The organism is Pseudomonas sp. N-1-13 (assembly GCF_057787095.1).
The window spans coordinates 2,847,468-2,870,332 of the sequence record NZ_JBYNRI010000001.1 but is presented as its reverse complement, the minus strand read 5'-3'; the positions used below and the strand labels follow the sequence as shown (position 1 = coordinate 2,870,332).

General features: G+C 60.2%; 18 protein-coding genes. 5 read left to right on the top strand and 13 right to left on the bottom strand.

The features are described from left to right. Window positions 1-11: 11 nt before the first annotated feature. The 10 genes from AC3I65_RS12930 to AC3I65_RS12885 form a co-directional block, all read right to left on the bottom strand. Complete coding sequence (locus AC3I65_RS12930) at window positions 12-950, bottom strand: carbohydrate kinase family protein (RefSeq protein ID WP_488523840.1); 939 nt, start codon at window positions 948-950, stop codon at window positions 12-14. Between the two features lie 12 nt (window positions 951-962). Beyond that, window positions 963-2,450 carry a xylulokinase gene (gene xylB / locus AC3I65_RS12925; RefSeq protein ID WP_488523839.1) on the bottom strand — a complete coding sequence of 496 codons (1,488 nt, stop codon included), beginning with the start codon at window positions 2,448-2,450 and terminating at the stop codon, window positions 963-965. Window positions 2,451-2,660: 210 nt separating this feature from the next. Then, complete coding sequence (locus AC3I65_RS12920; RefSeq protein ID WP_439124958.1) at window positions 2,661-4,142, bottom strand: mannitol dehydrogenase family protein; 1,482 nt, start codon at window positions 4,140-4,142, stop codon at window positions 2,661-2,663. Between the two features lie 15 nt (window positions 4,143-4,157). Continuing rightward, window positions 4,158-5,261: an ABC transporter ATP-binding protein gene (locus AC3I65_RS12915; RefSeq protein WP_047229112.1), complete on the bottom strand. Its 1,104-nt coding sequence runs from the start codon at window positions 5,259-5,261 to the stop codon at window positions 4,158-4,160. A 39-nt stretch (window positions 5,262-5,300) separates the two neighbouring features. Next, the gene (locus tag AC3I65_RS12910) at window positions 5,301-6,131 is read right to left on the bottom strand and encodes a carbohydrate ABC transporter permease (RefSeq protein WP_047229111.1); all 831 of its coding nucleotides are present in this window, start codon (window positions 6,129-6,131) and stop codon (window positions 5,301-5,303) included. 10 nt (window positions 6,132-6,141) lie between these two features. Continuing rightward, window positions 6,142-7,074 (bottom strand): carbohydrate ABC transporter permease, encoded by a 933-nt coding sequence (locus AC3I65_RS12905; protein ID WP_188250845.1) that lies wholly within the window; start codon window positions 7,072-7,074, stop codon window positions 6,142-6,144. 140 nt (window positions 7,075-7,214) lie between these two features. Beyond that, entirely contained in the window at window positions 7,215-8,525 is a 1,311-nt protein-coding gene (locus tag AC3I65_RS12900) for an ABC transporter substrate-binding protein (RefSeq protein ID WP_160892369.1), read from the bottom strand. 326 nt (window positions 8,526-8,851) lie between these two features. Further along, entirely contained in the window at window positions 8,852-9,757 is a 906-nt protein-coding gene (locus AC3I65_RS12895) for an AraC family transcriptional regulator (RefSeq protein WP_047229108.1), read from the bottom strand. 57 nt (window positions 9,758-9,814) lie between these two features. Beyond that, window positions 9,815-11,128 (bottom strand): glycosyltransferase, encoded by a 1,314-nt coding sequence (locus tag AC3I65_RS12890; RefSeq protein WP_047229107.1) that lies wholly within the window; start codon window positions 11,126-11,128, stop codon window positions 9,815-9,817. An 80-nt stretch (window positions 11,129-11,208) separates the two neighbouring features. After that, window positions 11,209-11,580 (bottom strand): response regulator, encoded by a 372-nt coding sequence (locus tag AC3I65_RS12885; protein WP_047229106.1) that lies wholly within the window; start codon window positions 11,578-11,580, stop codon window positions 11,209-11,211. A 247-nt stretch (window positions 11,581-11,827) separates the two neighbouring features. Between AC3I65_RS12885 and AC3I65_RS12880 the strand changes: the two genes are divergently transcribed. The 5 genes from AC3I65_RS12880 to AC3I65_RS12860 are packed head-to-tail and all read left to right on the top strand — an operon-like array spanning window position 11,828 to window position 18,368. Next, window positions 11,828-15,313, top strand: a complete 3,486-nt coding sequence (locus tag AC3I65_RS12880) for a response regulator (RefSeq protein WP_047229179.1) — start codon at window positions 11,828-11,830, stop codon at window positions 15,311-15,313. Beyond that, entirely contained in the window at window positions 15,313-16,128 is an 816-nt protein-coding gene (locus tag AC3I65_RS12875) for a CheR family methyltransferase (protein WP_047229105.1), read from the top strand. Before AC3I65_RS12880 ends, AC3I65_RS12875 begins: the two co-directional genes overlap by 1 nt. Beyond that, window positions 16,125-16,712, top strand: coding sequence for a chemotaxis protein CheB (locus AC3I65_RS12870; protein ID WP_047229104.1), 588 nt, complete (start codon window positions 16,125-16,127; stop codon window positions 16,710-16,712). Before AC3I65_RS12875 ends, AC3I65_RS12870 begins: the two co-directional genes overlap by 4 nt. 5 nt (window positions 16,713-16,717) lie before the next feature. Further along, window positions 16,718-17,998 carry a hybrid sensor histidine kinase/response regulator gene (locus tag AC3I65_RS12865; protein ID WP_047229103.1) on the top strand — a complete coding sequence of 427 codons (1,281 nt, stop codon included), beginning with the start codon at window positions 16,718-16,720 and terminating at the stop codon, window positions 17,996-17,998. Beyond that, on the top strand, window positions 17,991-18,368 hold the full coding sequence (locus tag AC3I65_RS12860; RefSeq protein WP_047229102.1) for a response regulator: 378 nt from the start codon (window positions 17,991-17,993) through the stop codon (window positions 18,366-18,368). The genes AC3I65_RS12865 and AC3I65_RS12860 overlap by 8 nt, the downstream gene beginning before the upstream one ends. 103 nt (window positions 18,369-18,471) lie before the next feature. On the opposite strand, the gene AC3I65_RS12855 is transcribed toward AC3I65_RS12860, so the two are convergent. The 3 genes from AC3I65_RS12855 to AC3I65_RS12845 all read right to left on the bottom strand — a co-directional run bounded on the left by AC3I65_RS12855 (window position 18,472) and on the right by AC3I65_RS12845 (window position 22,850). Beyond that, the gene (locus tag AC3I65_RS12855) at window positions 18,472-20,142 is read right to left on the bottom strand and encodes an ATP-binding protein (protein ID WP_047229101.1); all 1,671 of its coding nucleotides are present in this window, start codon (window positions 20,140-20,142) and stop codon (window positions 18,472-18,474) included. Beyond that, the gene (locus AC3I65_RS12850; RefSeq protein ID WP_160892396.1) at window positions 20,139-21,641 is read right to left on the bottom strand and encodes an ATPase domain-containing protein; all 1,503 of its coding nucleotides are present in this window, start codon (window positions 21,639-21,641) and stop codon (window positions 20,139-20,141) included. The genes AC3I65_RS12855 and AC3I65_RS12850 overlap by 4 nt, the downstream gene beginning before the upstream one ends. A gap of 153 nt (window positions 21,642-21,794) precedes the next feature. Then, window positions 21,795-22,850: a HEAT repeat domain-containing protein gene (locus tag AC3I65_RS12845; protein ID WP_076384605.1), complete on the bottom strand. Its 1,056-nt coding sequence runs from the start codon at window positions 22,848-22,850 to the stop codon at window positions 21,795-21,797. Window positions 22,851-22,865 lie beyond the last annotated feature (15 nt).

Sequence of the window (22,865 nt, the reverse complement as noted above, 5' to 3'; positions counted from 1 at the left end):
TCCCAAACAGCTCAATCCAATTGTTGCCGGTAAGGCAGATCCGGTCCGGTCCGGCCGCACGTCAGCGCAGCAGCGCGCATGGCAAAAGCAAGCATCTCGCTCACCTGCTCCCGGGTCAGGGCATGCAGGCCTTCCACCGAATCCAGTTGGTGCTCGGTCAGCCAGGTAATCAACGCTGCCTGGAAGGTGTCCCCTGCGCCCACGGTATCGGCGATCTGCACCGAACATGCCGGCATTGACCAGGAACCGTGCTGGCGGCTGAAGACCGTCGCGCCTTGACTGCCACGGGTAAGGAACACCAATTGGCAACGGTGCTCCATCCAACGCTCGATAATGGTCTCTGGCGGTTGGTCGGGATAAAGAAGACTCAGGTCTTCGTCGCTGACTTTGATCAAATCGGCATATTCGACCAGCGTTGCGATTCGCGAGCGCCACAGTTCGATGTCCGGTTGCGGGTTGAGTCGCACGTTCGGATCCAGGCTGACCAGACGTTTACCGCTCTCGCGTCGCACCAAGGCCAGTAGGGTGTCGGCAATCGGCTGCACCACAAGAGAGAAGGAGCCGACATGCAGCCCCCGTACGTGCTCACCGAGCACCGGTAGATGGTCCAGGCTCAATTGCCGGTCCGCGCATCCTTCACCGCGGAAGCTATAGTGGGGCGAACCGTTGGCACCGACCGCCACCATTGCCAGGGTCGTCGGCGCGTCGAAGTCCAGTGCGTATTCGGTGCTGACACCTTCGGCAGCCAGGACCTGATGCAAGCGCCGGCCCAGGTAGTCCGTGGACAGCCCGCCAAACAGTGCCGATTCCACGCCCAGGCGTCGCAACCCGACTGCCACGTTGAACGGCGAGCCGCCGGCGATGGCTTTGAAGTTGACGTGCGAGGCCGGACCGCCCATCTCGTTTTCGCTGAAAAAATCAAACAGTGCTTCACCACATACCAAATACATAGTTCTTTTATCTCAAAGGGTTGCGATACATTCTTGATAGTGGACATAAGCTTTTTGCGATGCGGCGACCTGCTCGGTAATGGGCCGGGTTTCGCTGGCTGGGTCGAGCTTGACACAGCGCTCGCACAGATCGGCCAGGCTTTGCTGCGAGCCTGAATGGCACCACGCCGCCTGAATCGCCGCACCCAGGGCGGCCGCCTCGCTCTGTTCAGTGCAAATGACCGTGGTATCCATGATATCGGCGACGATCTGCCGCCAAACCGGGCTTTTCGAGCCCCCACCGATCAAGCGGATGCTCTGGGCCTCGAGCCCGTTGGCGCGCAGCAGGTCCAGGCCATAGCGCAAACCGAAGGTGGTGCCTTCGACCACCGCCCGGCACAGATTGGCCCGGGTCAGGTTGGTGGTGGTCAGACCGAAAAGGCTGCCGGTGGCATGGGGCAGGGCGGGAACCCGCTCGCCGTTGAGAAACGGCAGCATGCACACGCCTTCGGCGCCTATCGGGGCCCTTGCCACCAAGGCGTTGAAGGCGTCGATGTCCAGCTCCAGCAGCTCGCGCATGGCCCCGGTGGCGTTGGTCAGGTTCATGGTGCAGATCAGCGGCAGCCAGCCGCCGCTGGATGAGCAGAAGGTTGCCACCGACGGCTGCGGACTGACCGCAGGTTCGGCGGCATAGGCGTAGACCGTGCCGGAGGAGCCCAGGCTCATGGTGATCACGCCGGGCTGGATGTTGCCGGTGCCGATAGCGCCCATCATGTTGTCGCCACCTCCGCTGGCCACCAGCGCGTCGGGATTGATGCCCAGGTGCGCGGCAACGGCCGGCAGGATCCGCCCGACCGGCTGATGGGCCTCGATCAGCTCCGGTAATGCCGATTGCAGCCGACCGCTGGGATCGATGTGCTGCAGCAACCGCGCGTCCCATTGACGGGTGCGTACGTTGAAATAGCCGGTGCCCGAGGCGTCGCCGTATTCGCTGCAATGGCGGCCGGTGAGCCAGTGATTGAGAAAGTCGTGGGGCAGCAGGATGCTGGCGATGCGTTCGAAAACCTGGGGATGCTGCTCCCGCGTCCAGAGCAGTTTGGAAACCGTGTAGCCCGGCGCGATCACCACGCCGAGGCGTGCGAGACTGCCGTCTTCACCCCCCAGGTAGGCCAAAAGCCGATCGTTTTCCGGCGTCGTCTCGGTGTCGCACCACAGCTTGGCCGGGCGCAAGACCTGGCCCTGGTCGTCAAGCAGCACCAAGCCGTGTTGCTGGCCGGACACGCCGATGCCGAGGATCGCCTGGCCATCGACCCCGGCAGCGGCCAGGGCTTGGTGAGTCGCCTGGGTGAATGCATCGAGCCATTGCTGGGTGTCTTGTTCACGGCGACCGTTGGCCCCGCTGATCATGCTGTGGGCAGCGGCACCCTGGCCGAGCACCTGGCCGCTGAGCGTATCCAGGATCAGTGCCTTGGTGCCTTGGGTGCCGCAGTCGATGCCCAGGAACAGTTGTTGGTTTGCCATAAAAACCCTCGGATCAAAGAACAAAACACAGAACTTGTGGCCAGGGAATACCTGTGGCGAGGGGATTTATCCCCGCTGGGCTGCGAAGCGGGCCCAATGTATCTGCGGCTTCGGTGTAGGCAGCACGTCTGGGGGCCGCTTCGCGACCCAACGGGGCGGTGCGACGTTTCGCTAAATCCCCTCGCCACAGAAGCGGATTGCGTGCGCAGTTTAGTCCGCGTCAGCCAACACTCGCTCAAGCGTCCGCGTGACCCCGTGTTCGCGCAAGCTGTTGCAGCACCACTCGAAGGCTGCCACGAACTCGGGCGAGTGGGGAATGGCCGTACCGAAAATCTCTTCGACCTCCAGCAGGCGCTGGGTCACCAACGCATCGTCGGCCACCAGCGCCTGGCAGAACGCCGCCCGCGGGTCCGGGATCGAATACGTCACGCCGTTCTCATCCACGCCCTTCAGGTACACGGCCCAGGCCGCCACCACCAGCGCCGCGCGACGGGTTTGGCCGCCGTCGGCAATCAAGCGGTTGATCGTCGGCACGGTGAATTTGGGAAACTTCGACGAGCCGTCCGAACACACCCGCTCCAACTGGTCGGCAATTGCCTGGTTGGAAAAACGCTCCACCAGCGTGTTCTTGTAGTCGGTCAGGTCGATCCCTGGCACGGGTGCCAGTTGCGGGGTCACGTCCAGGTCCATGTAGGCACGCATGTAACGCACGAACAGCGGGTCGTTCATGGTTTCGTGGACGAAGCGATAACCCTTGAGAAAACCCAGGTAGGTCAGCGCCAGGTGACTGCCGTTGAGCAACTTGATTTTCATTTCTTCATAGGGCGAGACGTCATCGGTGAACTGCACGCCGACCTTTTCCCAGGCCGGGCGACCGTTGACGAATTTGTCTTCCAGGACCCACTGCACGAAAGGCTCGCAGACCACCGGCCAGGCATCGTCGACCCCATGCTCGTCATGCAGTTGCAGCCGGTGGGCGACGCTGGTCATGGGCGTGATGCGGTCAACCATGGCGTTGGGGAAGCTCACGTGGCGATCGATCCATTGGCCCAGCTCGGCGTCGCGCAACGCGGCGAATGCCAGCAGCGCCTTGCGGGTCACGGCACCATTGTGCGGCAGGTTATCGCAGGACATCAGGGTGAACGCCGGGGTGCCGGCGTCCCGGCGCCTGGCCAAGGCTGCGCAAAGGAAACCGAAGACGGTTTTCGGCTCGTCAGGATGGGCCAGATCGTGCTGGATCTGCGGCAGGTGGGCCATGAACTCGCCGTTACTGTCGTCGATGCAATAGCCGCCCTCGGTAATGGTCAGCGAGACGATGCGGATTTGCGGGTCGGCCAGTTTGTCGATCAGGGCCTGGGCGCCGTCTTCGGCCAGCAGCATGTCATTGATGGCTCCGATCACCCGGATTTCGGTGTCGTCGGTGTCCCCCAGCTCGTACAGGGTAAACAGGTAGTCCTGGCTGGCCAGGTCATCCCGGGCGCGGCGATCTTCGGCCCGCAAGCCCACGCCGCAGATGGCCCAGTCCAGGTCGGTGCCGGTGTTCATCAGCGCATCAGTGTAGTAAGCCTGGTGCGCGCGGTGGAAGCCGCCGACGCCGATGTGGGCGATGCCCTGGCTGATCTCGCTCAAGGAATAAGCGGGCAGGGCGACCTCAGGGCTGAGGTTGTGCAGGTTCTGTCGATTGAGTTTCATCACAAGTCTCGGTAATCAGGCGGCGATGCGCAGCGCACGGGTGACCGCCACGCCCTCGGCATCGAATAAGTGGCAGTGTTCAGCGTCCAGATGCAGGTTCAGTTGCTCACCGAAACGGCTCGCCAGGTCGCCGCGCACGCGCATGGTCAAGGCTTCACCGGAGGCGGTGACGACGTGACAGAAGGTGTCGCTGCCCAGACGTTCGCTGACATCGGCGGTGACTTGCAGCGTGCAATCGCCCGGTTGTGCCAGGTTCAAATGCTCCGGGCGAATCCCCAGGGTCACCGCGCCGCCGACGCTCAGGCTGGCCCCACTCAGGGGCAGGCTGATCCGGGTGCCGGCGTCCAGCAGGACCTCACAACCCTGGTTCTCCAGCCGTGTGACTTTGCCTTTGAGAAAGCCCATTTTTGGCGTACCGAGGAACCCGGCGACAAACAGGTTGGCCGGCTGGTGATACAGCTCCAGCGGCGAGCCGATCTGTTCGACGCGCCCGCTGTTGAGCACCACCACCTTGTCGGCCAGGGTCATGGCTTCGACCTGATCGTGGGTGACGTAGATCATCGTTGCCTGCAGCTCCTTGTGCAGGCGCGCCAGCTCCAGGCGCATCTGCACGCGCAGGGCGGCGTCGAGGTTGGACAGCGGCTCGTCGAACAGGAAAATCTTCGGGTTGCGCACGATGGCCCGGCCAATCGCCACACGCTGGCGCTGGCCGCCGGACAACTGCTTGGGCTTGCGTTCAAGCATCGGCCCCAATTCGAGGATGCGCGCCGCTTCGTTGACCTTTTTCTCGACCTCGGCCTTGGGCACGCCGGCCAGGTCCAGGGCGAAGGACATGTTCTTGCGCACACTCATGTGCGGGTAAAGCGCGTAGGTCTGGAACACCATCGCCAGGTCGCGCTTGGCCGGACTGACTTCGGTGATGTCCCGGCCGTCCAGTTCGATGGTGCCGTCGCTGACTTCTTCCAGGCCGGCGATCAACCGCAGCAGCGTGGACTTGCCACAACCCGACGGGCCGACAAAGACCACGAACTCACGGTCGTTCACTTCAAGGTCGATGCCCTTGATGATGGAGAAACCTTCGAAGCCTTTTTGCAGATTCTTGATTTTCAGGTTGGCCATGATGATGGGCCTCCACTTCTGATAATGGTGTAAGGCGCGTTATTTCACGGCGCCGAAGGACAAACCGCGTACCAGCTGTTTCTGGCTGATCCAGCCGAAAATCAGGATCGGTGCGCAGGCCAGGGTCGAGACGGCCGACAACTTGGCCCAGAACAAGCCTTCGGGGCTGGAGTAGGACGCGATCAGGGCCGTCAGCGGCGCGGCTTTGGACGAGGTGAGGTTCAGCGACCAGAACGCCTCGTTCCAGCACAGGATCAGCGACAGCAGTACGGTGGAGGCCAGGCCACCCTTGGCGATGGGTAACAGGACACGAACCATTTCCTGCCACAGCGTGGCGCCATCTAGACGCGCGGCTTCAAGGATGTCGCGGGGAATGTCCTTGAAGTAGGTGTAAATCATCCAGACCACGATCGGCAGGTTGATCAGCGTGTAGATGATGATCAACGCAGTCCGCGTGTCCAGCAGGCCAAAGCTCTTGGCCAGCAGGTAGATCGGCATCAGCACGCCCACCGGTGGCAACATTTTGGTGGAGAGCATCCACAGCAACGTGCCCTTGGTGCGCTGGGTTTCATAGAACGCCATGGAGTAGGCCGCCGGCACCGCAATCAGCAGGCAAAGGGCGGTGGCGCTGAAGGAAATCACCACCGAGTTCCAGGCGAAGCTGAAGTAGTTGCTGCGCTCGTTGATGTGCAGGTAGTTCTCCAGCGTCGGCGTGAAGATGAACTGCGGCGGCGTGGCGAACGCGTCGATTTCGGTCTTGAAGCTGGTCAGCACCATCCAGAAGATCGGGAAGAAGATCAGGATCGCGATGGCCCAGGCCAGCGTACCCAGCAGCAGGCTTTGCAGGCGACGGGATTGTTGAAGTGTCATGGCTGCGGCCTCAGTTCTTGTCGGTGAGGTTTTTGCCGATCATCCGGACCAGGATGATGGCGGCGATATTGGCAATCACCACGGCAATCAAGCCGCCGGCCGAAGCCATGCCGACGTCGAACTGCACCAGCGCCTGGTTGTAGATCAGGTAGGCGAGGTTGGTCGAGGCATAGCCGGGGCCGCCGTTGGTGGTGGTGAAAATCTCGGCGAACACCGACAGCAGGAAAATGGTTTCAATCATCAGCACCACCGCAATCGGGCGCGCCAGATGGGGCAGGGTCAGATGCCAGAAAATCGCGATGGGCCCCGCGCCATCCAGGCGGGCGGCTTCTTTCTGTTCCTGATCGAGGGACTGCATGGCCGTCATCAGGATCAGGATCGCGAAGGGCAACCATTGCCAGGACACAATGATGATGATCGACAGCAGCGGATAATGGGCCAGCCAGTCCACCGGCTGCGCACCGAACAGTTTCCACACCGAGGCGAGAATTCCCGAGACCGGGTGGAAAATCAGGTTCTTCCAGATCAGCGCGCCCACCGTGGGCATGATGAAGAACGGCGAGATCAGCAATACCCGCACGATGCCCCGGCCGAAAAACTCGCTGGCCTCCAGCAGCGCACTGATCAACACCCCGAACACGATGCTGATCAGCAACACGCTGCCCACCAGCAGCAGGGTATTGGTGGCCCCGGGGACGAAGCCCGAATCGGTCAGGAAGTAAGTGAAATTCTCCAGCCCGACAAATTCGTTCTCGCCGGGGTAAAGCAGGTTGTAGCGGATCAGCGAGAAGTAGACGGTCATGCCCAGTGGCACGATCATCCACAGCAGCAGCAACCCCACCGAGGGGCTGACCAGAAACCAGCCTGGATTGGCCAAGCGGCTTTTGCGAACCGGTGGGGCAATCTCACTGGGTGCTTTGGCGGTTGTCGTTGAACTATTCATGGCATTGAACCGATTTGTGCGGGCCTACAAAAATCCATTGTGGGAGCGAGCCTGCTCGCGATAGCGCAGGGTCAGGCAACATAGATGTTGAATGTGCCGGCCTCATCGCGAGCAGGCTCGCTCCCACATTGACGTCGGGGTTACTTGGGATAACCTGCGCGTTTCATCTCGCGTTCCGTGGTGGACTGCGCTGCGGTCAACGCCTGGTCCACGGTCTGCTGGCCGGTCAACGCGCCCGAAAAGAACTTGCCGACCTGGGTGCCGATGGCCTGGAACTCAGGAATGGTCACCAACTGGATACCGATATAGGGCACAGGCTTGAGAGTGGGGGCTTTCGGGTCAGCGACTTTCAACGACTCCAGGGTCACCTTGGCAAACGGCGCGGCCTTCATGTAGTCGTCGCTATAGGTCGAGGTACGTGTGCCTGGCGGTACGTTGGCAACGCCATCGGTCTTGGCGACCAATTGGCTGTATTCCTTGGACGTCGCCCACATGGTAAAGACCTTGGCCGCTTCCTTGGCTTTGGAACTGGCGGGGATGGCCAGCGACCAGGAGTACATCCACGAGGTGCCTTTGTCAGTCGTTTCATGGGGGGCGAAGGTGAATCCGACGTGATCGGCCACCTTGCTTTGGGTCTTATCGGTGACGAACGAACCGGCGACGCTGGCATCGACCCAGATTGCACATTTGCCGCTGTTGAACAGCGCCAGGTTCTCGTTGAAACCGTTGCTGGAAGCGCCCGGCGGGCCGGATTTCTTCATGTTGTCGACGTAGAAGTTCAGGGCATTCTTCCACTCGGGGCCATTGAACTGCGGCTGCCACTTCTCATCGAACCAGCGCGCGCCAAAACCGTTGGCCAGGGTCGTGATCAGCGCCATGTTTTCGCCCCAACCAGCCTTGCCTCGCAGACACAGGCCATATTGCTCCTTGGTCTTGTCAGTGAGTTTTTCCGCGAACTCACCGATCTGGGTCCAGGTCGGGTGTTCGGGCATGGTCAGCCCGGCGTCCTTGAACAGGTCGGTGCGGTAGTAGGTGATCGAGCTTTCGGCATAGAACGGCAGGGCGTAGAGCGTGCCCTTGACCGATAGGCCTTCACGCACGGACGGAAAAATATCATCCAGGGCATAACTGGCCGGCAAATCCTTCATCGGCTCCAGCCAACCCTTGCCCCCCCAGAGTGCGGCTTCGTACATGCCGATGGTCAGCACGTCGAACTGCCCGCCCTGGGTGGCGATGTCGGTGGTCAAGCGCTGGCGCAGGACGTTTTCTTCGAGCACCACCCAATTGAGCTTGATGTCCGGGTGCTCAGCCTCGAAGGTCTTCGAGAGCTTTTGCATGCGGATCATGTCGCTGTTGTTGACGGTGGCAATGGTGAGGGTCTGTGCGCCGAAACTGACGCTGCTGAGGGTCATGCAGGTGGAGACAAGCAGAGCTTTTACCGAAGGTTTCATCGCGCACTCCTTTTCCGCGCCCAAGGGCTGCGGAAGGACAGTTATTGTTTTTGTGTCTTCCGGATGAAGGGAAGAATGTGCGCTGATTACAGCCCTCAATCGCCGGCGAGACAAATCATCCGTCGCACTTGCGCTGATACTTTTTTGCACTGGATGGGATTTGGTCTGAGAAGGGGTTAGCTGTGGCGAGGGGATTTATCCCCGCTGTGTGGGAGCAAGGCTTGCCCGCGATGAGGATGACGCGGTCTTCCGGAGAACCGAGGCGCCTGCATCGCGAGCAAGCTTTGCTCCCACATAAATCCCGCCACAGAGATAATCCGGGATTGTCAGCCCTGGTTCTGTTCGGTCAACCGCTGCACCGCCAGCCGCCGGTAATGGGAAGGGGTCATGCCCTTGAGCTGCTGAAAGCGCCGGTTGAAGTTGGATATGTTGTTGAAGCCCGATTCAAAACACACGTCCGTCACCGGTTTGTCGCCGTCGGCCAACAACTCGCAGGACTTGCTGATACGCAGGCGATTGACGAACTCGATGAAACAGCGGCCGGTGGCTTGTTTGAAGACGCGGCTGAAGTACGTCGGTTTCATGCCCAGATGGTCGGCCACTTCTTCCAGGGACAGTTCCCGTGCGTAATGGGCAAAGATGTAATCCACCGCGCGGTTGGTACGGTCAACGCTGTGCTCATCCGCCGGTTGCGCAGCGGTGGCCCCGGAAAGCAACTGATAGTCATCGGTTGCGGCCAGCAGCTCCATCAGGATGAAAAAATGCCCCAGGCGACTCATGCCTTGGGAATCGGCGATGCGCTGCATCAGGATCATGGCCTGGCGGATAGTGCGCTTGCAGCGAAATTCGATGCCGTACTGGGCGCGCTCCAGCAACGGCGCGACGGTCTTGAGCTCGGCAAACACCTGATGGCCGCTCTCGAACAGCTCGTCGGTAAAATTCACCAGCATGTCACGCTTGGGCACCACTTCGTCCTCGGCGACCTGGCTGATCCAGTTGTGGGGCAGGTTGGGGCCGGTGAGAAACAGCGATTGCGGGTAAAAGTTGCCGATATAGTCACCGATGAATACCTTGCCGGAGCTGGCGACGATCAGGTGCAACTCGTATTCCTTATGGAAATGCCAGCGCACCAGCGGGCACGGGAAACCGTGCTGGCGATAGATGATGGACAGCCCGTTATGGTCGTCCATCAGCTCATAGGAAGGGTCGGTGACTCTTGCAGTTCGGGTCATGGCCTGGCGCTTTTATTGTTATTGCCGCTGGATAATGCCCCCTTCGCCGCACGGGTGCTACCCCGTAACGCTTCCGGCCTGACTGTTGCGGTTCTTCTCCTCAATCCACTGGGACATGTATTGAGTGCTCTTGTGCTGGTGATGACGCAACATGCTGCCGGTGAAGTTATCCCGGCGCCGTTGCTCAAGGTCGGCGCGACAGGCTTCGAGGCAATCGATCAGCGCCTGGGCGTGGACCTGTCGGCGGTAACGGTCCGCCAGCAGCGCCAGGCCGTTATCCCGGGCGCGGGTCCAAAGGCTCTGCTCGCGGTACAACTGCACAGCGGCGTGGGCGATATCTTCGGCGCTTTGGGCAATCGCTCCGGGCCAGGGCATTTCACCGTGCATGGCTTCTGCGCCGATGGGTGTGGTGACATTGGGTGTGCCGCACAGCATGGCATCGATCAGCTTGCCCTTGATGCCGGCACCGAAACGCAACGGCGCCAGACAGACACGTGCCGCCGACATGACCTGCAGCGCATCCTCGGCCCAATTCATGATGTGAAACCCTTGGGCCGCGTTGTGCAGCGCCGCAGCCTTAGGCGGGGTGTAGGCGCCATACAGGTGCAGTTGCGCATCAGGCAGCTGTTGGCGGATCAATGGCCAAATGGCGTTTTTCATCCAGAGCACGGCGTCCCAGTTCGGCGCGTGGCGGAAATTGCCGATGCTGAGGAAATGCGCCCGGTCTGCGAACGGCACGCGTGCTTCGCTCGGCAGGTCCAGCATCAGTGGGCACCAATGCAAGAGGTTGCGGGGCAGTTTGAAGTGCTCTACCAGCAACTCGATCTCGACTTCCGACACCATCAGGCTCAGGTCGCACCGGTACAGGGCGGCGATTTCCCGCTTGGCCAGGTCGGTGCCGGCCATCAACTCGAACGCTTGAGGCAGGTCCTGCGCAAACAGATCGCTGAAATCCTGGGAAACGTCATCCTTCTTCAACCGATCCTTGAGCCGCTGATGCCGGGCGTGGCGCAGGCTTTGCAAATCGGACGTCTCCAGCACCCGAAGGGCGCCGGGGCAGTGTTTCTCGACCCGCCAGCCGAACTGTTCTTCCATCATGAACTGGTCGAACAACACGATATCCGGGGCCAGTTCAGCGATGAATGTATCGAAACTGCTGCTGTTGAGCTCGATCGGCACTTCGCCGATCCCCAGCGCGATCAGGTCGGCACGGTTCTCGCCAGGGCCCGCGGGACTGCTGAAGGTGATGTCCCAGCCTTGCCCAAGGAAGGCTTCGAGGATCTGCATGACGTGCCCGCTGGCAGCCGATGAACGCGGCTCGGGCCAGACATAGCCGATAACCAGGACCTTGGTGGCGGTGGGTTGACGCATGAGCGGGTGCTTCCTTGGAACGAATCGACGTGGGCGCTATCAGCGCGGGGCGCCGATAGTGACCAACAATTGCGTCAGGCTCAAGAAAGAATGCCGTTGACCTTGTCGCGCAACTGATCGATGGAAAAAGGCTTGCCAATCACCGCCATGCCTTCAGGCACATCGATGCTTTCGGCGTAACCGCTGGCAAACAGAATGGGTAACTGAGGCCGAGCCGATCGGGCCTGCTTGGCCAGCTCGCGACCGTCCATCACCGGCAGGCCGACATCGGTCATCATCAGGGCGATGGGCTGCGCATCGTTACGCAGATACGCCAAGGCCTGTTCGCAGCCGTCCGCTTCCAGTACCTGGTATTCCAGCTCTTCCAGCACGTCGACAATCAACATACGTACGATGTCGTCGTCTTCGACTACCAGAATGGTTGGCTGGGTATCAGGAGCGGGGTTGTGCATGGTAGACATTCTCAGGGGATTGGGTTGGGGAGGTGTGCCAAAAAACGGCCTTATGCATGAGTAAGTAGCGAGGGGGCACAAGTTCCCTGGGTTGTACAAGAAAGGATCTATAGTACAAGAGCTGACAAGGATCGTCGCTTCCTCAGGCTTTTCGTGGAGTTTGCGCCTTTGCCCCGTCAGAATGTGGATCCAACCGGTATTTTTCGGCAAACTCCACGGTTTTCAACTGTCCACCAAGGCTTATTCCATGACTCCTTCGTCTTCGGTTGACGAGCAAAGTTTTCGCAAGCTCCTGAGCCGCAATATCAGCCTGCCACTGGGCATGGGCGCCCTCAGCGCGGTGTTTTTCATTGTGCTGATCACCTATCTGCTGTCGGTGATCCAATGGGTCGGGCATACCGATCGGGTGATCAATAATGCCAATGAAGCGCTCAAGCTGAGCGTGGATCTGGAAACCGGCATGCGCGGCTACCTCCTGACGGGCGACGAGCATTTCCTCGACCCCTATGAAGTGGCCAAACCGCGTATCGCCGTCGCCCTGGAGACATTGTTGGAATTGACAGCCGACAACCCGATCCAGACCGACCGCCTGCATAAAGTGCAAGCGCTCCAGGTGGAGTGGGCCAACTACGCGCAAAGCATGATCGACCTGCAACGCAGCAGTGGCGATTACCGGGGAGCGGTGAAGGCCGGGCGTGGCAAGCGCTTGACCGATGAAATACGCAAGACCTACGAGGATATCGTCGAATCCGAGCAGCAGCTGCGTGCCGAACGCAACGACCAGGTGCGCACCACCACCCTCTGGAGCATCGCTCTGTACCTGTTGTTCGTGGCCGCTGTCAGCGGCTTGCTGGCCTATGTCGGGCGCCGGGATCTGTTGGGGCTGTCCAACAATTACAGCGCCAGCCTGAAGGTCCAGCAGCAGAGTGCTTTGCATCTGGAAAAACAGGCCTGGCTGCGCAATGGCCAGACGCTACTGGCCGAGCAGGTTCTGGGGCAACTGACGTTGAACCTGCTGGGACGCAACATCCTGCAGTTCTGTGCCCAATACATGGGCGCTGTAGTGGCCGCACTGTATGCGCGGGAAGAAAGCGGCCTGCTCAGGCGCGTCGCCACCTACGGCATGTCCCGAGAGGATGAAGAGCAACAGCAACAGGTGATCGTTGTCGGCGAAGGCATCGCTGGCCAGGCGGTCCAACAGGCGCGACTCATCCGCCTGGATGACGTGCCCGACGACTACCTGAAAGTCAGTTCGGGGTTGGGCCAGGGTTTGCCCAACAGCGTACTGGTCATGCCCACCAGTGACGATGACCGGATCAACGGCGTTGTCGAACTGGGCTTCCTGCGACCTGTGACCGATCGCGATATCGAACTGCTGGAACTGGTGGCCGGCAATATTGGCACCTCCATCGAAGCGGCCCGTTACCGGCAGCGTTTGCAGGAAGTCCTCGCCGAAACCCAGCAACTGAACGAAGAGCTGCAAGTTCAGCAGGAAGAACTCCGGACCGCCAACGAAGAGCTGGAAGAGCAGTCACGCATCCTCAAGGAGTCCCAGGCGCATCTGGAAGCCCAACAACAGGAACTGGAGCAGACCAACGAGCAACTGGCTGAACAACGCGATGCCATGGACCAGAAGAACAGCGAGCTGAACCTGGCGCAGATCCAGTTGCAGGAACGCGCCGAAGAGTTGCAGCGTTCGAGCAAATACAAGTCCGAGTTCCTGGCGAACATGTCCCATGAACTGCGTACACCGCTCAACAGCTCACTGATCCTGTCCAAGCTGCTGGCGGAGAATCCGCAGCAGAACCTCAACGAAGAACAGGTGAAATTTGCCGAGTCGATCTATTCCGCCGGTAACGATCTGCTGAACCTGATCAATGACATTCTCGACATTTCCAAGGTCGAGGCCGGGAAACTGGAAGTGCGTCCGGAGAACACCGGCGTGACGCGCCTGGTGGAAGGCTTGCGTGACATGTTCATGCCCCTGGCGACCGAAAAAGGCCTGAGCTTCGAGGTGCAACTGCTGCCCGACGCCCCGGCCATGCTGTATACCGACCGTCAGCGCCTGGAGCAGGTACTCAAGAACCTGCTGTCCAATGCCATCAAGTTCACCGAGAAAGGCACGGTATGCCTGACGGTGGCCGGCCAGGCCGGGGCGGGCATCGCGTTCATGGTGCGGGACTCAGGAATCGGCATCGCCGCCGATCAGCAACAAAGCATCTTTGAAGCCTTCCGCCAGGCCGATGGCACTACGAATCGCCGGTACGGTGGGACCGGTTTGGGCCTGTCGATTTCCCGCGACCTGGCCACCTTGCTCGGCGGCTCGATCTCTGTCTCCAGCGAGCCGGGGCAGGGCAGTGTGTTTACGCTGGTATTGCCAGAACGCTATGTCGAGTCGGGTGAGCCGCTGGTAGAACCGGGGATGTTCACTGCGACCACCACAATGGCGCCACCCGCGCCCCCTGAACCCGTCAGCGCACCGCTGATCGCCCAGGTCGATGTGCCCGTCGCCCCCTTCGCCGATGACCGCGACAAGGCACCGTTCAACACCCGCTGCATTCTGGTGATCGAAGACGAGCCCAGCTTTGCCCGGATCCTGTTCGACCTGGCCCACGAACTCGGTTACCAATGCCTGGTGGCCCAAGGTGCCGATGAAGGCTTCGACCTGGCTTCGCAATTGAGCCCCGATGCAATCCTGCTGGACATGCGCCTGCCGGATCACTCCGGGCTGACGGTATTGCAGCGGCTCAAGGAGCAACCTGGAACCCGGCACATCCCGGTACATGTGATTTCCGTCGAGGATCGCGTAGAAGCCGCGATGCACATGGGTGCCGTCGGCTATGCGGTCAAACCGACTTCTCGCGAAGAACTCAAGGAGGTATTCGCCCGCCTGGAAGCCAAGCTGACCCAGAAGGTCAAGCGGGTGCTGCTGGTGGAGGACGATGATTTGCAACGCGACAGCATCACCCGGCTGATCGGTGACGATGACATCGAGATCACCGCTGTCGGCCTGGCGCAGCAAGCCCTGGACCTGCTGCGAAGCAACGTCTACGACTGCATGATCATCGACCTGAAGCTGCCTGACATGCTGGGCAATGACCTGCTCAAGCGCATGTCCACTGAGGATATCTGCTCATTCCCGCCCGTGATCGTCTACACCGGACGCAACCTGACCCGCGATGAAGAAGCCGAACTGCGCAAGTATTCACGCTCGATCATCATCAAGGGCGCCCGTTCGCCGGAGCGGTTGCTGGACGAAGTGACACTTTTTCTGCACAAAGTCGAATCCCGGTTGTCCCATGAACGGCAGCGGATGCTCAGGACCGCCCGCAGCCGCGACAAGGTTTTCGAGGGCCGTAAAGTGCTGCTGGTGGACGATGATGTGCGCAACATTTTCGCCCTGACCAGTGCCCTGGAGGCCAAGGGGGCGATCGTCGTCATCGGCCGTAACGGCTATGAAGCGATCGAGCGTCTGAACGAAGTCGACGACATCGACCTGGTGCTGATGGATGTGATGATGCCGGAGATGGACGGTTTCGAGGCCACCGCGCTGATCCGCAAGGACCCGCGCTGGCGCAAGCTGCCCATCATTGCCGTGACGGCCAAGGCCATGAAGGATGATCAGGAGCGCTGCCTGGCGGCCGGTTCCAACGATTACCTGGCCAAGCCGATCGATCTGGATCGTCTGTTCTCGCTGATTCGCGTGTGGTTGCCGAATATGGAAAGAATTTAGTGGAACGTAACACTGACATTGAAATCCGTTTGTTGATCGACGCGATCTACCTCAAGTACAGCTACGATTTTCGGGACTATTCCGGCGCCTCCATCAAGCGTCGGGTCCAGCACGCGCTGAGCCAGTTCGAGTGCAAGACCATCTCGGCACTGCAGGAGCGCGTGTTGCACGACCCGGGCATGTTCATGCAACTGCTGCAACTGTTGACGATCCCTGTCAGTGAGATGTTTCGCGACCCGTCGCATTTCCTGGCGATCCGCGAAGAAGTGGTGCCGCTGCTCAAGACCTATCCTTCGATCAAGATCTGGATCGCTGGTTGCAGCACCGGGGAGGAGGTCTATTCCATGGCGATCCTGCTGCGCGAGGAAGGGCTGCTGGACCGCACGCTGATTTATGCCACCGACATCAATCCGCGGTCCCTGGAAAAAGCCAAGCAGGGCATTTTTTCGCTCGAGAACGTACGGGCCTACACCCAGAATTATCAGCGCGCGGGAGGGCGGCGATCATTTGCCGATTACTACACCGCCGCCTACGATTACGCGATGTTTGACAAAACCCTGCGCGAGAACGTGACCTTTGCCGATCACAGCCTGGCGACTGATAGCGTATTCTCAGAAACTCAGTTAATTTCATGCCGTAACGTCTTGATATATTTTAACAAAAAGCTGCAAGATCGCGCGTTCGGATTGTTCCATGAGTCCCTCTGTCACCGTGGTTTCCTGGTACTGGGCAGTAAAGAGACACTGGATTTTTCGTCTTTCGGCAAGCAATTCGAGCCGTTGGTCAAACAGGAACGGATCTATCGCAAGTTATGAATCAGACGATGCACAGATCCAGATCGCCCATTCAAGCCATTGTCGTCGGTGCATCCGCCGGCGGCGTCGAAGCGCTGCTCAAAGTCTTCGGGCAACTGCCAAAGGGCTTCGGCGTACCCATTCTGGTCGTGTTGCATCTGCCCGATGAGCGTGACAGCCAGATGGCCCAGGTCTTCGGCCATCGTCTGGCGATACCGGTGCAGGAAGCTCAGGACAAGCAGAACATTCAACCGGGCACTTTGTATGTAGCCACACCCGGCTATCACCTGTCGGTCGAGGCCGACCGCAGTCTTTCGTTGAGCCTGGAGGAACCGGTGCACCATTCGCGGCCGTCGATAGATGTGCTGTTCGAATCCGCCGCCGACGCCTTCGGTCCGAACCTGCTGGCGGTCGTGCTGACCGGCGCCAACAACGACGGTGCCCAGGGCCTGGCCAAGGTCCGGGAGCTGGGTGGAATCACGGTGGTCCAGGACCCCGGCGAAGCCCAGGTTTCGACCATGCCCGAAGCAGCACTTGCCCTGCAAGAGCCCGACCATATCCTCACTTTGCAAGGCATCGGCCAATTGTTGGCCGCTCTGGAATGAACCACATGCCAAGAGATATTCAAGCAAAACTGCTGATCGTCGACGATCTGCCAGAAAATCTGTTGGCCCTGGAAGCGCTGATCAAACTCGACGGCCGCCAGGTTTTCAAAGCGCTGTCGGCCGATGAGGCGCTGTCCTTGCTGCTGCAACACGACTTTGCCCTGGCCATCATCGATGTACAGATGCCGGGAATGAACGGCTTTGAACTGGCCGAGCTGATGCGCGGCACGGAGAAGACCCGTAGCATTCCTATCATCTTTGTCAGCGCCGCCGGCCGTGAGCGCAACTATGCCTTCACCGGCTATGAAAGTGGCGCGGTGGACTTCCTGCACAAGCCGCTGGACAACCACGCCGTCAAAAGCAAGGTCAATGTGTTCGTCGAGCTGTATCGCCAGAGAAAGGCGATGAAGGAGCAGGTCATTGCATTGCAGGAGAGCCGCCGCGAGCAGGAGGCCTTGTTGCAGCAGTTGCAGGCTACTCGCAGCGAGCTGGAACAGGCGGTTCGCATGCGTGATGACTTCATGTCGATCGTTGCCCACGAGGTCCGTACGCCTCTCAACGGCCTGATTCTCGAGACGCAACTGCGCAAGATGCACCTGGCCCGGGACAACGCCGCCGCCTTCAGCCTGGATAAGGTGCAGGCGATGGTCGAGCGCGACGAGCGCCAGATCAAGAGCCTGATCCGGCTGATCGAGGACATGCTCGACGTGTCGCGGATTCGTACTGGCAAATTGTCCATTCGGCCAAGCCGCTTCAACCTGACGACACTGGTTGAAAACCTGCTGCGCAACTTCCAGCCGCAGATCGCGGCGGCCGAATGCACATTGACGTGCTCGACCGAGCCGTCGGTGGAGGGACAATGGGATGAGTTTCGTATCGAACAAGTGGTGTCGAACCTGCTGACCAACGCATTGCGCTACGGCGGGAAAAGCCCGATCGAGGTGCGCGTCTACAAAACGCCTGACCATGCTTGCGTCGAAGTCCAGGATCACGGTATCGGCATCAGCGAGGAAAACCAGCAGCGCATCTTTCAGCAGTTCGAGCGGGTGTCGTCCAAAGCCGTCGCATCCGGCCTGGGCCTGGGGCTATTCATCTCCGAGCAGATTGTGACCGCCCATGGCGGTACTATTACGGTCAATAGCCGCCTCAATGAAGGGGCGTTGTTTCGCGTCTGCCTGCCTTTGCAGAAAACGGTCCTGGCCAAAACCGTCGAACAGACGCAACCTCTGAGTGACCCTACGGTCGTATCAGCAGCTATTGATCGAACAAAGGCTTCTCATGAGTGAAGATGCGCAAGACGTTGTACTGATCGTCGAGGATGACCCGTCGATCCTGATGGTATTGTCGGCCTACCTGTCGGGCGAGGGGTATCGAGTGCTGCAGGCCGAAAACGGTGAGCAGGCGTTCGAGATCCTCGCCAGCAAGCCCCACCTGGATATGATGATCACCGACTTCCGCCTGCCCGGGGGTATCACCGGCGTGCAGATCGCTGAACCGGCGGTCCGGTTGCGACCCGACCTGAAAGTCATCTTTATCAGCGGTTATGCCCAGGAAGTGCGCGACACCGACAGCCCCATCACCCGCAAGGCGCCGATCCTGGGCAAACCGTTCGACCTGGATGTGTTGCAGGACATGATGCGGACGATGTTGTCCTAGGCCTGTAAAAGCAGGGTGCAGGGCGGGATTTTGTGGGAGCAGGCTTTGCTGCCACAAAATCCTTGATCACGGGCGCACGGTCGGCTGATATCCGGGCATTGCCTCAAACCTTGATCATCTCCCGCACCTTGGCCGTCAACAGGTCAAAAGTGAACGGTTTGGTGATCATCTGCATGCCCGGGTCCAGGAAGCCGCCGCGCACCGCTGCATGCTCAGCATAACCGGTGATGAACAGTACCCGCAGGTCCGGGCGGATCTGCCGGCCGATTTCCGCCAGTTGCCTGCCGTTCATGCCTGGCAGGCCCACGTCACTGATCAGCAGATCGATGCGCTGGCTTGACTGAAGGATCGGCACCGCGCCGTCAGCATCGGCTGCCTCGACGAAGGCATAACCCAGCTCGCTCAGTACGGCGCTGACCAGCACCCGCACCGCCGGGTCGTCCTCGACGATCAGCACGGTCTCACCGTCTTGTGCGTACGGGGCGTGTTGTGTATCGACCCGTGGTTCGTGAACCTCTTCACCGACGAAACGCGGCAGATAGAGGCTCACGGTTGTGCCTTTGCCGACTTCACTGTCAATCGTCACGTGACCACGCGACTGCTTGCTGAACCCATAGATCATCGACAAGCCCAGCCCGGTGCCCTGGCCGATCGGCTTGGTGGTGAAAAACGGGTCGAACGCACGATTGATGACCGCTTCGGGCATTCCGCAACCGGAATCCTGCACACTCAGCACGACGTAATCGCCCGGCTCCAGGTTGGTATAAGCCTGGGTGAAGTCGGCATCCAGGTGTTGATTGAGCGTCTTGACCACCAGTTGCCCACCGTCGGGCATTGCGTCCCGAGCATTGAGTACCAGGTTGAGTAGGGCGCTTTCCAGTTGGTTTGGGTCGGCTTCGGCGATCCAGAGCTGGTCGTCCAGTTCCATGTCCAGCCGGATACTCTCGTTGAGGCTGCGCTGCAGCAGCTCGCCCATGGACAGCACCAGGGTATTCATCTGCACCGCTTTTGAGTCCAGCGATTGGCGGCGGGAGAAGGCCAGCAAACGATGCGTCAGGCCGGCTGCGCGATTGGCCGATGTCACCCCCAGGTCGATCAGGCTGTCCAGATCCTCGGTGCGGCCTCGGGCCAGGCGCCGGCGCAACAGTTCGAGGCTGCCGATGATCCCGGTGAGCATGTTGTTGAAGTCATGGGCGATCCCCCCCGTGAGTTGCCCGACCGCTTCCATTTTTTGCGACTGGCGCAAGGCCTCTTCGTTGTGGCGCAGTTGGGCCGTGCGTTCTTCCACTTGTTGCTCAAGGGTCTCCAGGGTGGTTTGCAGGCGCAGCTCGCTGTTGCTCAGGTCGATCAGCCGGTCTCGGGCTTCATATTGCCTGCGCCGGCCCCGCAGGGCGGTGGTGACCACGCTGACCAGGGTTATTGGGTGAAAAGGGCGCTCGAGGAACGTTACGTTGCCCAACTGAGTGCCGATACGCGCCGCCGGGTTCTGTTCCGGCCCGCCGTGGTGGGTCAACAATACGATTGGCAAGTCTGACCAGGCCGGTTGCTCTTCGATATGCAACAACAGCGTTTCCAGCTCCGGCCCGACCAGGGCTTCGGAGGAAATCACCAACAGGCCGGCGCCGTGCTCCAGCTCTTCGCACAAGTGGCCCAGATGCTGGCAGATAAGGCCGCCGAAGCCGGCTTCGCGCAGGATCATCAGGGCGATCTGGCTGTCGCGCCCCAGCGGTGCGAGGATCAACGCCCGCTCCGACAGGGGCTCGACCAGCGTCACTGTTGATCATCCTTGAGCAACGGATTATCCGCTCCCATATAGTTCGGCACCCCACGCAATACCCCCTGGAATGCTTCCAGCGGCTCGCCGATGGTCATGCCCTCGCTGCTGATGCGGTATTCGCGAATAGTGGATTCATGGCTACCGGTGCGTTTCTTGATGATGGAGATCGCTCGACGAACTTTGCCCAGCGCTTCGAAATACCGCAACAGAATCACCGTGTCGGCCAGGTAGGTAATGTCCACCGGGGCCTGCATATCGCCCACCAGACCGTGTTGCGCAACGGTCATGAAGGTCGCAGCGCCCCTGCGGTTCAGGTAGAGCAGCAGTTCATGTACGTGCAGCACCAAGGCGTTTTCTTCCGGCATGGCGGCCTGGTAGCCATTGATACTGTCGATCACGACCGTCTTGATGTTACCTTCATCGACGCAACGGCGTACCCGATGGGAGAACTCACCGGGAGACAGCTCAGCGGCGTCCACCTGTTCGATCACCAGGTTGCCGGTTCGTCTCAGCGCTTCCAGGTCGATACCGACGTTCCTCATGCGCTCGAACAGCAAGCCCAACTCTTCATCGAAGATGAACAGTGCGGCTTTTTCGCCACGCTGCACGGCAGCCGCAGCGAAAATCATCGAAATCAGCGACTTGCCGGTGCCGGCCGGGCCCAGGATCAAAGTGCTGGAGCCTGTCTCGATGCCGCCGCCCAGCAAGGCGTCCACGCCATCGAGGCCGCTGGACAGTTGTTGGCGCAGGTATTGCCCGCGGTGTTCGGCGGCTACCAAGCGTGGGAAGACATGAATGCCGTCGCCCATGATGGTGAAGTCGTGAAAGCCGCCACGGTATTTCTGCCCGCGATACTTGACCACCCGAATGCGTCGCCGCTCGGCGCCGTAATTGGGTGTCAGTTCTTCCAGGCGAATCACCCCATGGGCGACGCTGTGCACGGTCTTGTCCAGGGACTCGGTGGTCAGGTCATCGAGCAGCAGTACCGTGGCGTCGTAGCGCACAAAGTAATGCTTGATCGCCAGGATCTGCCGGCGATAGCGCAGTGAGCTTTGCGCCAGCAGGCGGATCTCCGACAGGCTGTCGAGCACCACCCGGGTCGGCTTGACCCGCTCGACCACCTCGAAAATCTGCCGGGTCGCTTCCCCCAGCTCCAGATCCGAGGAGTACAGCAGGCTTTGCTGATGCTCGGCGTTGAGCAGGCTTTCGGGAGGGGTCAGCTCGAAGATATGCACGTTTTCGTCGATCGTCCAACCGTGGGACGCCGCGCCCTGGCGCAACTCACGCTCGGTTTCCGACAGGGTGATGTACAAGGAACGCTCGCCGGCCTGGGCACCGGCCAAGAGGAATTGCAACGCGACCGTGGTCTTGCCGGTCCCGGGTTCCCCTTCCAGCAGGAACACATGGCCGCGGGACAAGCCACCGGAAAGGATGTCATCCAGCCCTTCGATACCGGTGGCGGCTTTAGCGCTGATCAACTCGTTAGATGTAGACAAAAAAAGCCCTCTCATGACTAGGGAAGTGGGCAGCAGGCTGGAGTACGCCTGAAAATGAACTGCCTGAACACTTGACCTTTTGCCGTGATCACGGTTCCGCTTTCGTTGATAAAACGAGGTGTACTGCTCAATTTTCTGGCAGCGGGGAAACGCCTACAGGCCTTGCTGCAGCGCCGGATCATCGGGGTTGAGTTGCTCCAGTTGCGCCAACAGGATCTGCACATTCTGCAACTGCCCGGACTCCTTCCAGTAGTTGATCAGCAGCACCCGCGCCCTGCGATCAGCCGGGTAGCGCTGGACGATTTCCTGTAACTGTTTCTGCGCCGCTTCCAGTTCCTGTTCGGCATACAAGGTGGTTGCCAGGTCATAACGGTAATGTCGGTTTTCGGGCTCAAGCTCCACGGCTTTTGCCAAACCAAGCAGCGCGTACTCCGCCTGGCCATGGTGCAGCAGCCACAGACCCAATGCATGTTGCAGATAAGCCGACTCCGGCTGGTTTTTCAACTGTTGGGCAAGCAACTGACGTGCAGCGTCGGCCTGGCCCTGTTTGTCCAGCACGTCGATCTGCATGACCAGCGCTGGCAGGTTGTCCGGTTGCAGGCGCAGGACTTGTTCCAGCGCCAACTGAGCCTTTTTCAGTTCAGCGTTATGCAGATGCAGCCGGGCCAGCTGATAGTGGGACTCGGCGGTTGGTGGACCGTCTTCAAGCATCTGCTCCCACATACCGATGACAAGCTGCATAGGCCCGAAGTACAAACCAAGCTCATCCGGCGATAGGCCCAGCAACGCGTTCACTGCGGCGAAGCGGACGCTTGGGTCTTGATCTTCGAGCAACGGCCCCAGCAACAGGCTGCGTTGGCCGGTTGGCACCAGCCCGCTGATGCTGCCGATGGCCGCTCGACGCACATCCGGCGACTCGCTGTGCAGGTCCGCGTCCGCCAGTTTCAGGGCTTGGGGGCTTGGGTAGTTCGGTAGCTCGGCGTGCAGCCATACCCGGCGCTTGGGCGACAGGTCCGGGCGACCCAATTGCTGATAGAGCATCCGCGCCGCCCCTGGCTGCCCATTGCGTGCGTGCTCAAGGGCTTCACTGTAGCCACGCTTGATTGCCTCGGGAATTTGCGGCGTGGTGCTGCGTAGCCACATTGCGACTAGACCGATTACCAACAGGACAGACAGGCTGAGCAACAGATAGCGGCGAGGCGAGGGCATGCAGGTAGTCCATAA

Bases quoted from the DNA above. Each gene is read 5' to 3' on its own strand.
- AC3I65_RS12895 (WP_047229108.1), bottom strand. From the start codon at position 9,757: ATGACCCGAACTGCAAGAGTCACCGACCCTTCCTATGAGCTGATGGAC.
- AC3I65_RS12910 (WP_047229111.1), bottom strand. From the start codon at position 6,131: ATGACACTTCAACAATCCCGTCGCCTGCAAAGCCTGCTGCTGGGTACG.
- AC3I65_RS12900 (WP_160892369.1), bottom strand. From the start codon at position 8,525: ATGAAACCTTCGGTAAAAGCTCTGCTTGTCTCCACCTGCATGACCCTC.
- AC3I65_RS12845 (WP_076384605.1), bottom strand. From the start codon at position 22,850: ATGCCCTCGCCTCGCCGCTATCTGTTGCTCAGCCTGTCTGTCCTGTTG.
- AC3I65_RS12860 (WP_047229102.1), top strand. From the start codon at position 17,991: ATGAGTGAAGATGCGCAAGACGTTGTACTGATCGTCGAGGATGACCCG.
- AC3I65_RS12915 (WP_047229112.1), bottom strand. From the start codon at position 5,261: ATGGCCAACCTGAAAATCAAGAATCTGCAAAAAGGCTTCGAAGGTTTC.
- AC3I65_RS12870 (WP_047229104.1), top strand. From the start codon at position 16,125: ATGAATCAGACGATGCACAGATCCAGATCGCCCATTCAAGCCATTGTC.
- AC3I65_RS12865 (WP_047229103.1), top strand. From the start codon at position 16,718: ATGCCAAGAGATATTCAAGCAAAACTGCTGATCGTCGACGATCTGCCA.
- AC3I65_RS12905 (WP_188250845.1), bottom strand. From the start codon at position 7,074: ATGAATAGTTCAACGACAACCGCCAAAGCACCCAGTGAGATTGCCCCA.
- AC3I65_RS12885 (WP_047229106.1), bottom strand. From the start codon at position 11,580: ATGCACAACCCCGCTCCTGATACCCAGCCAACCATTCTGGTAGTCGAA.
- AC3I65_RS12880 (WP_047229179.1), top strand. From the start codon at position 11,828: ATGACTCCTTCGTCTTCGGTTGACGAGCAAAGTTTTCGCAAGCTCCTG.
- xylB (WP_488523839.1), bottom strand. From the start codon at position 2,450: ATGGCAAACCAACAACTGTTCCTGGGCATCGACTGCGGCACCCAAGGC.
- AC3I65_RS12930 (WP_488523840.1), bottom strand. From the start codon at position 950: ATGTATTTGGTATGTGGTGAAGCACTGTTTGATTTTTTCAGCGAAAAC.
- AC3I65_RS12890 (WP_047229107.1), bottom strand. From the start codon at position 11,128: ATGCGTCAACCCACCGCCACCAAGGTCCTGGTTATCGGCTATGTCTGG.
- AC3I65_RS12920 (WP_439124958.1), bottom strand. From the start codon at position 4,142: ATGAAACTCAATCGACAGAACCTGCACAACCTCAGCCCTGAGGTCGCC.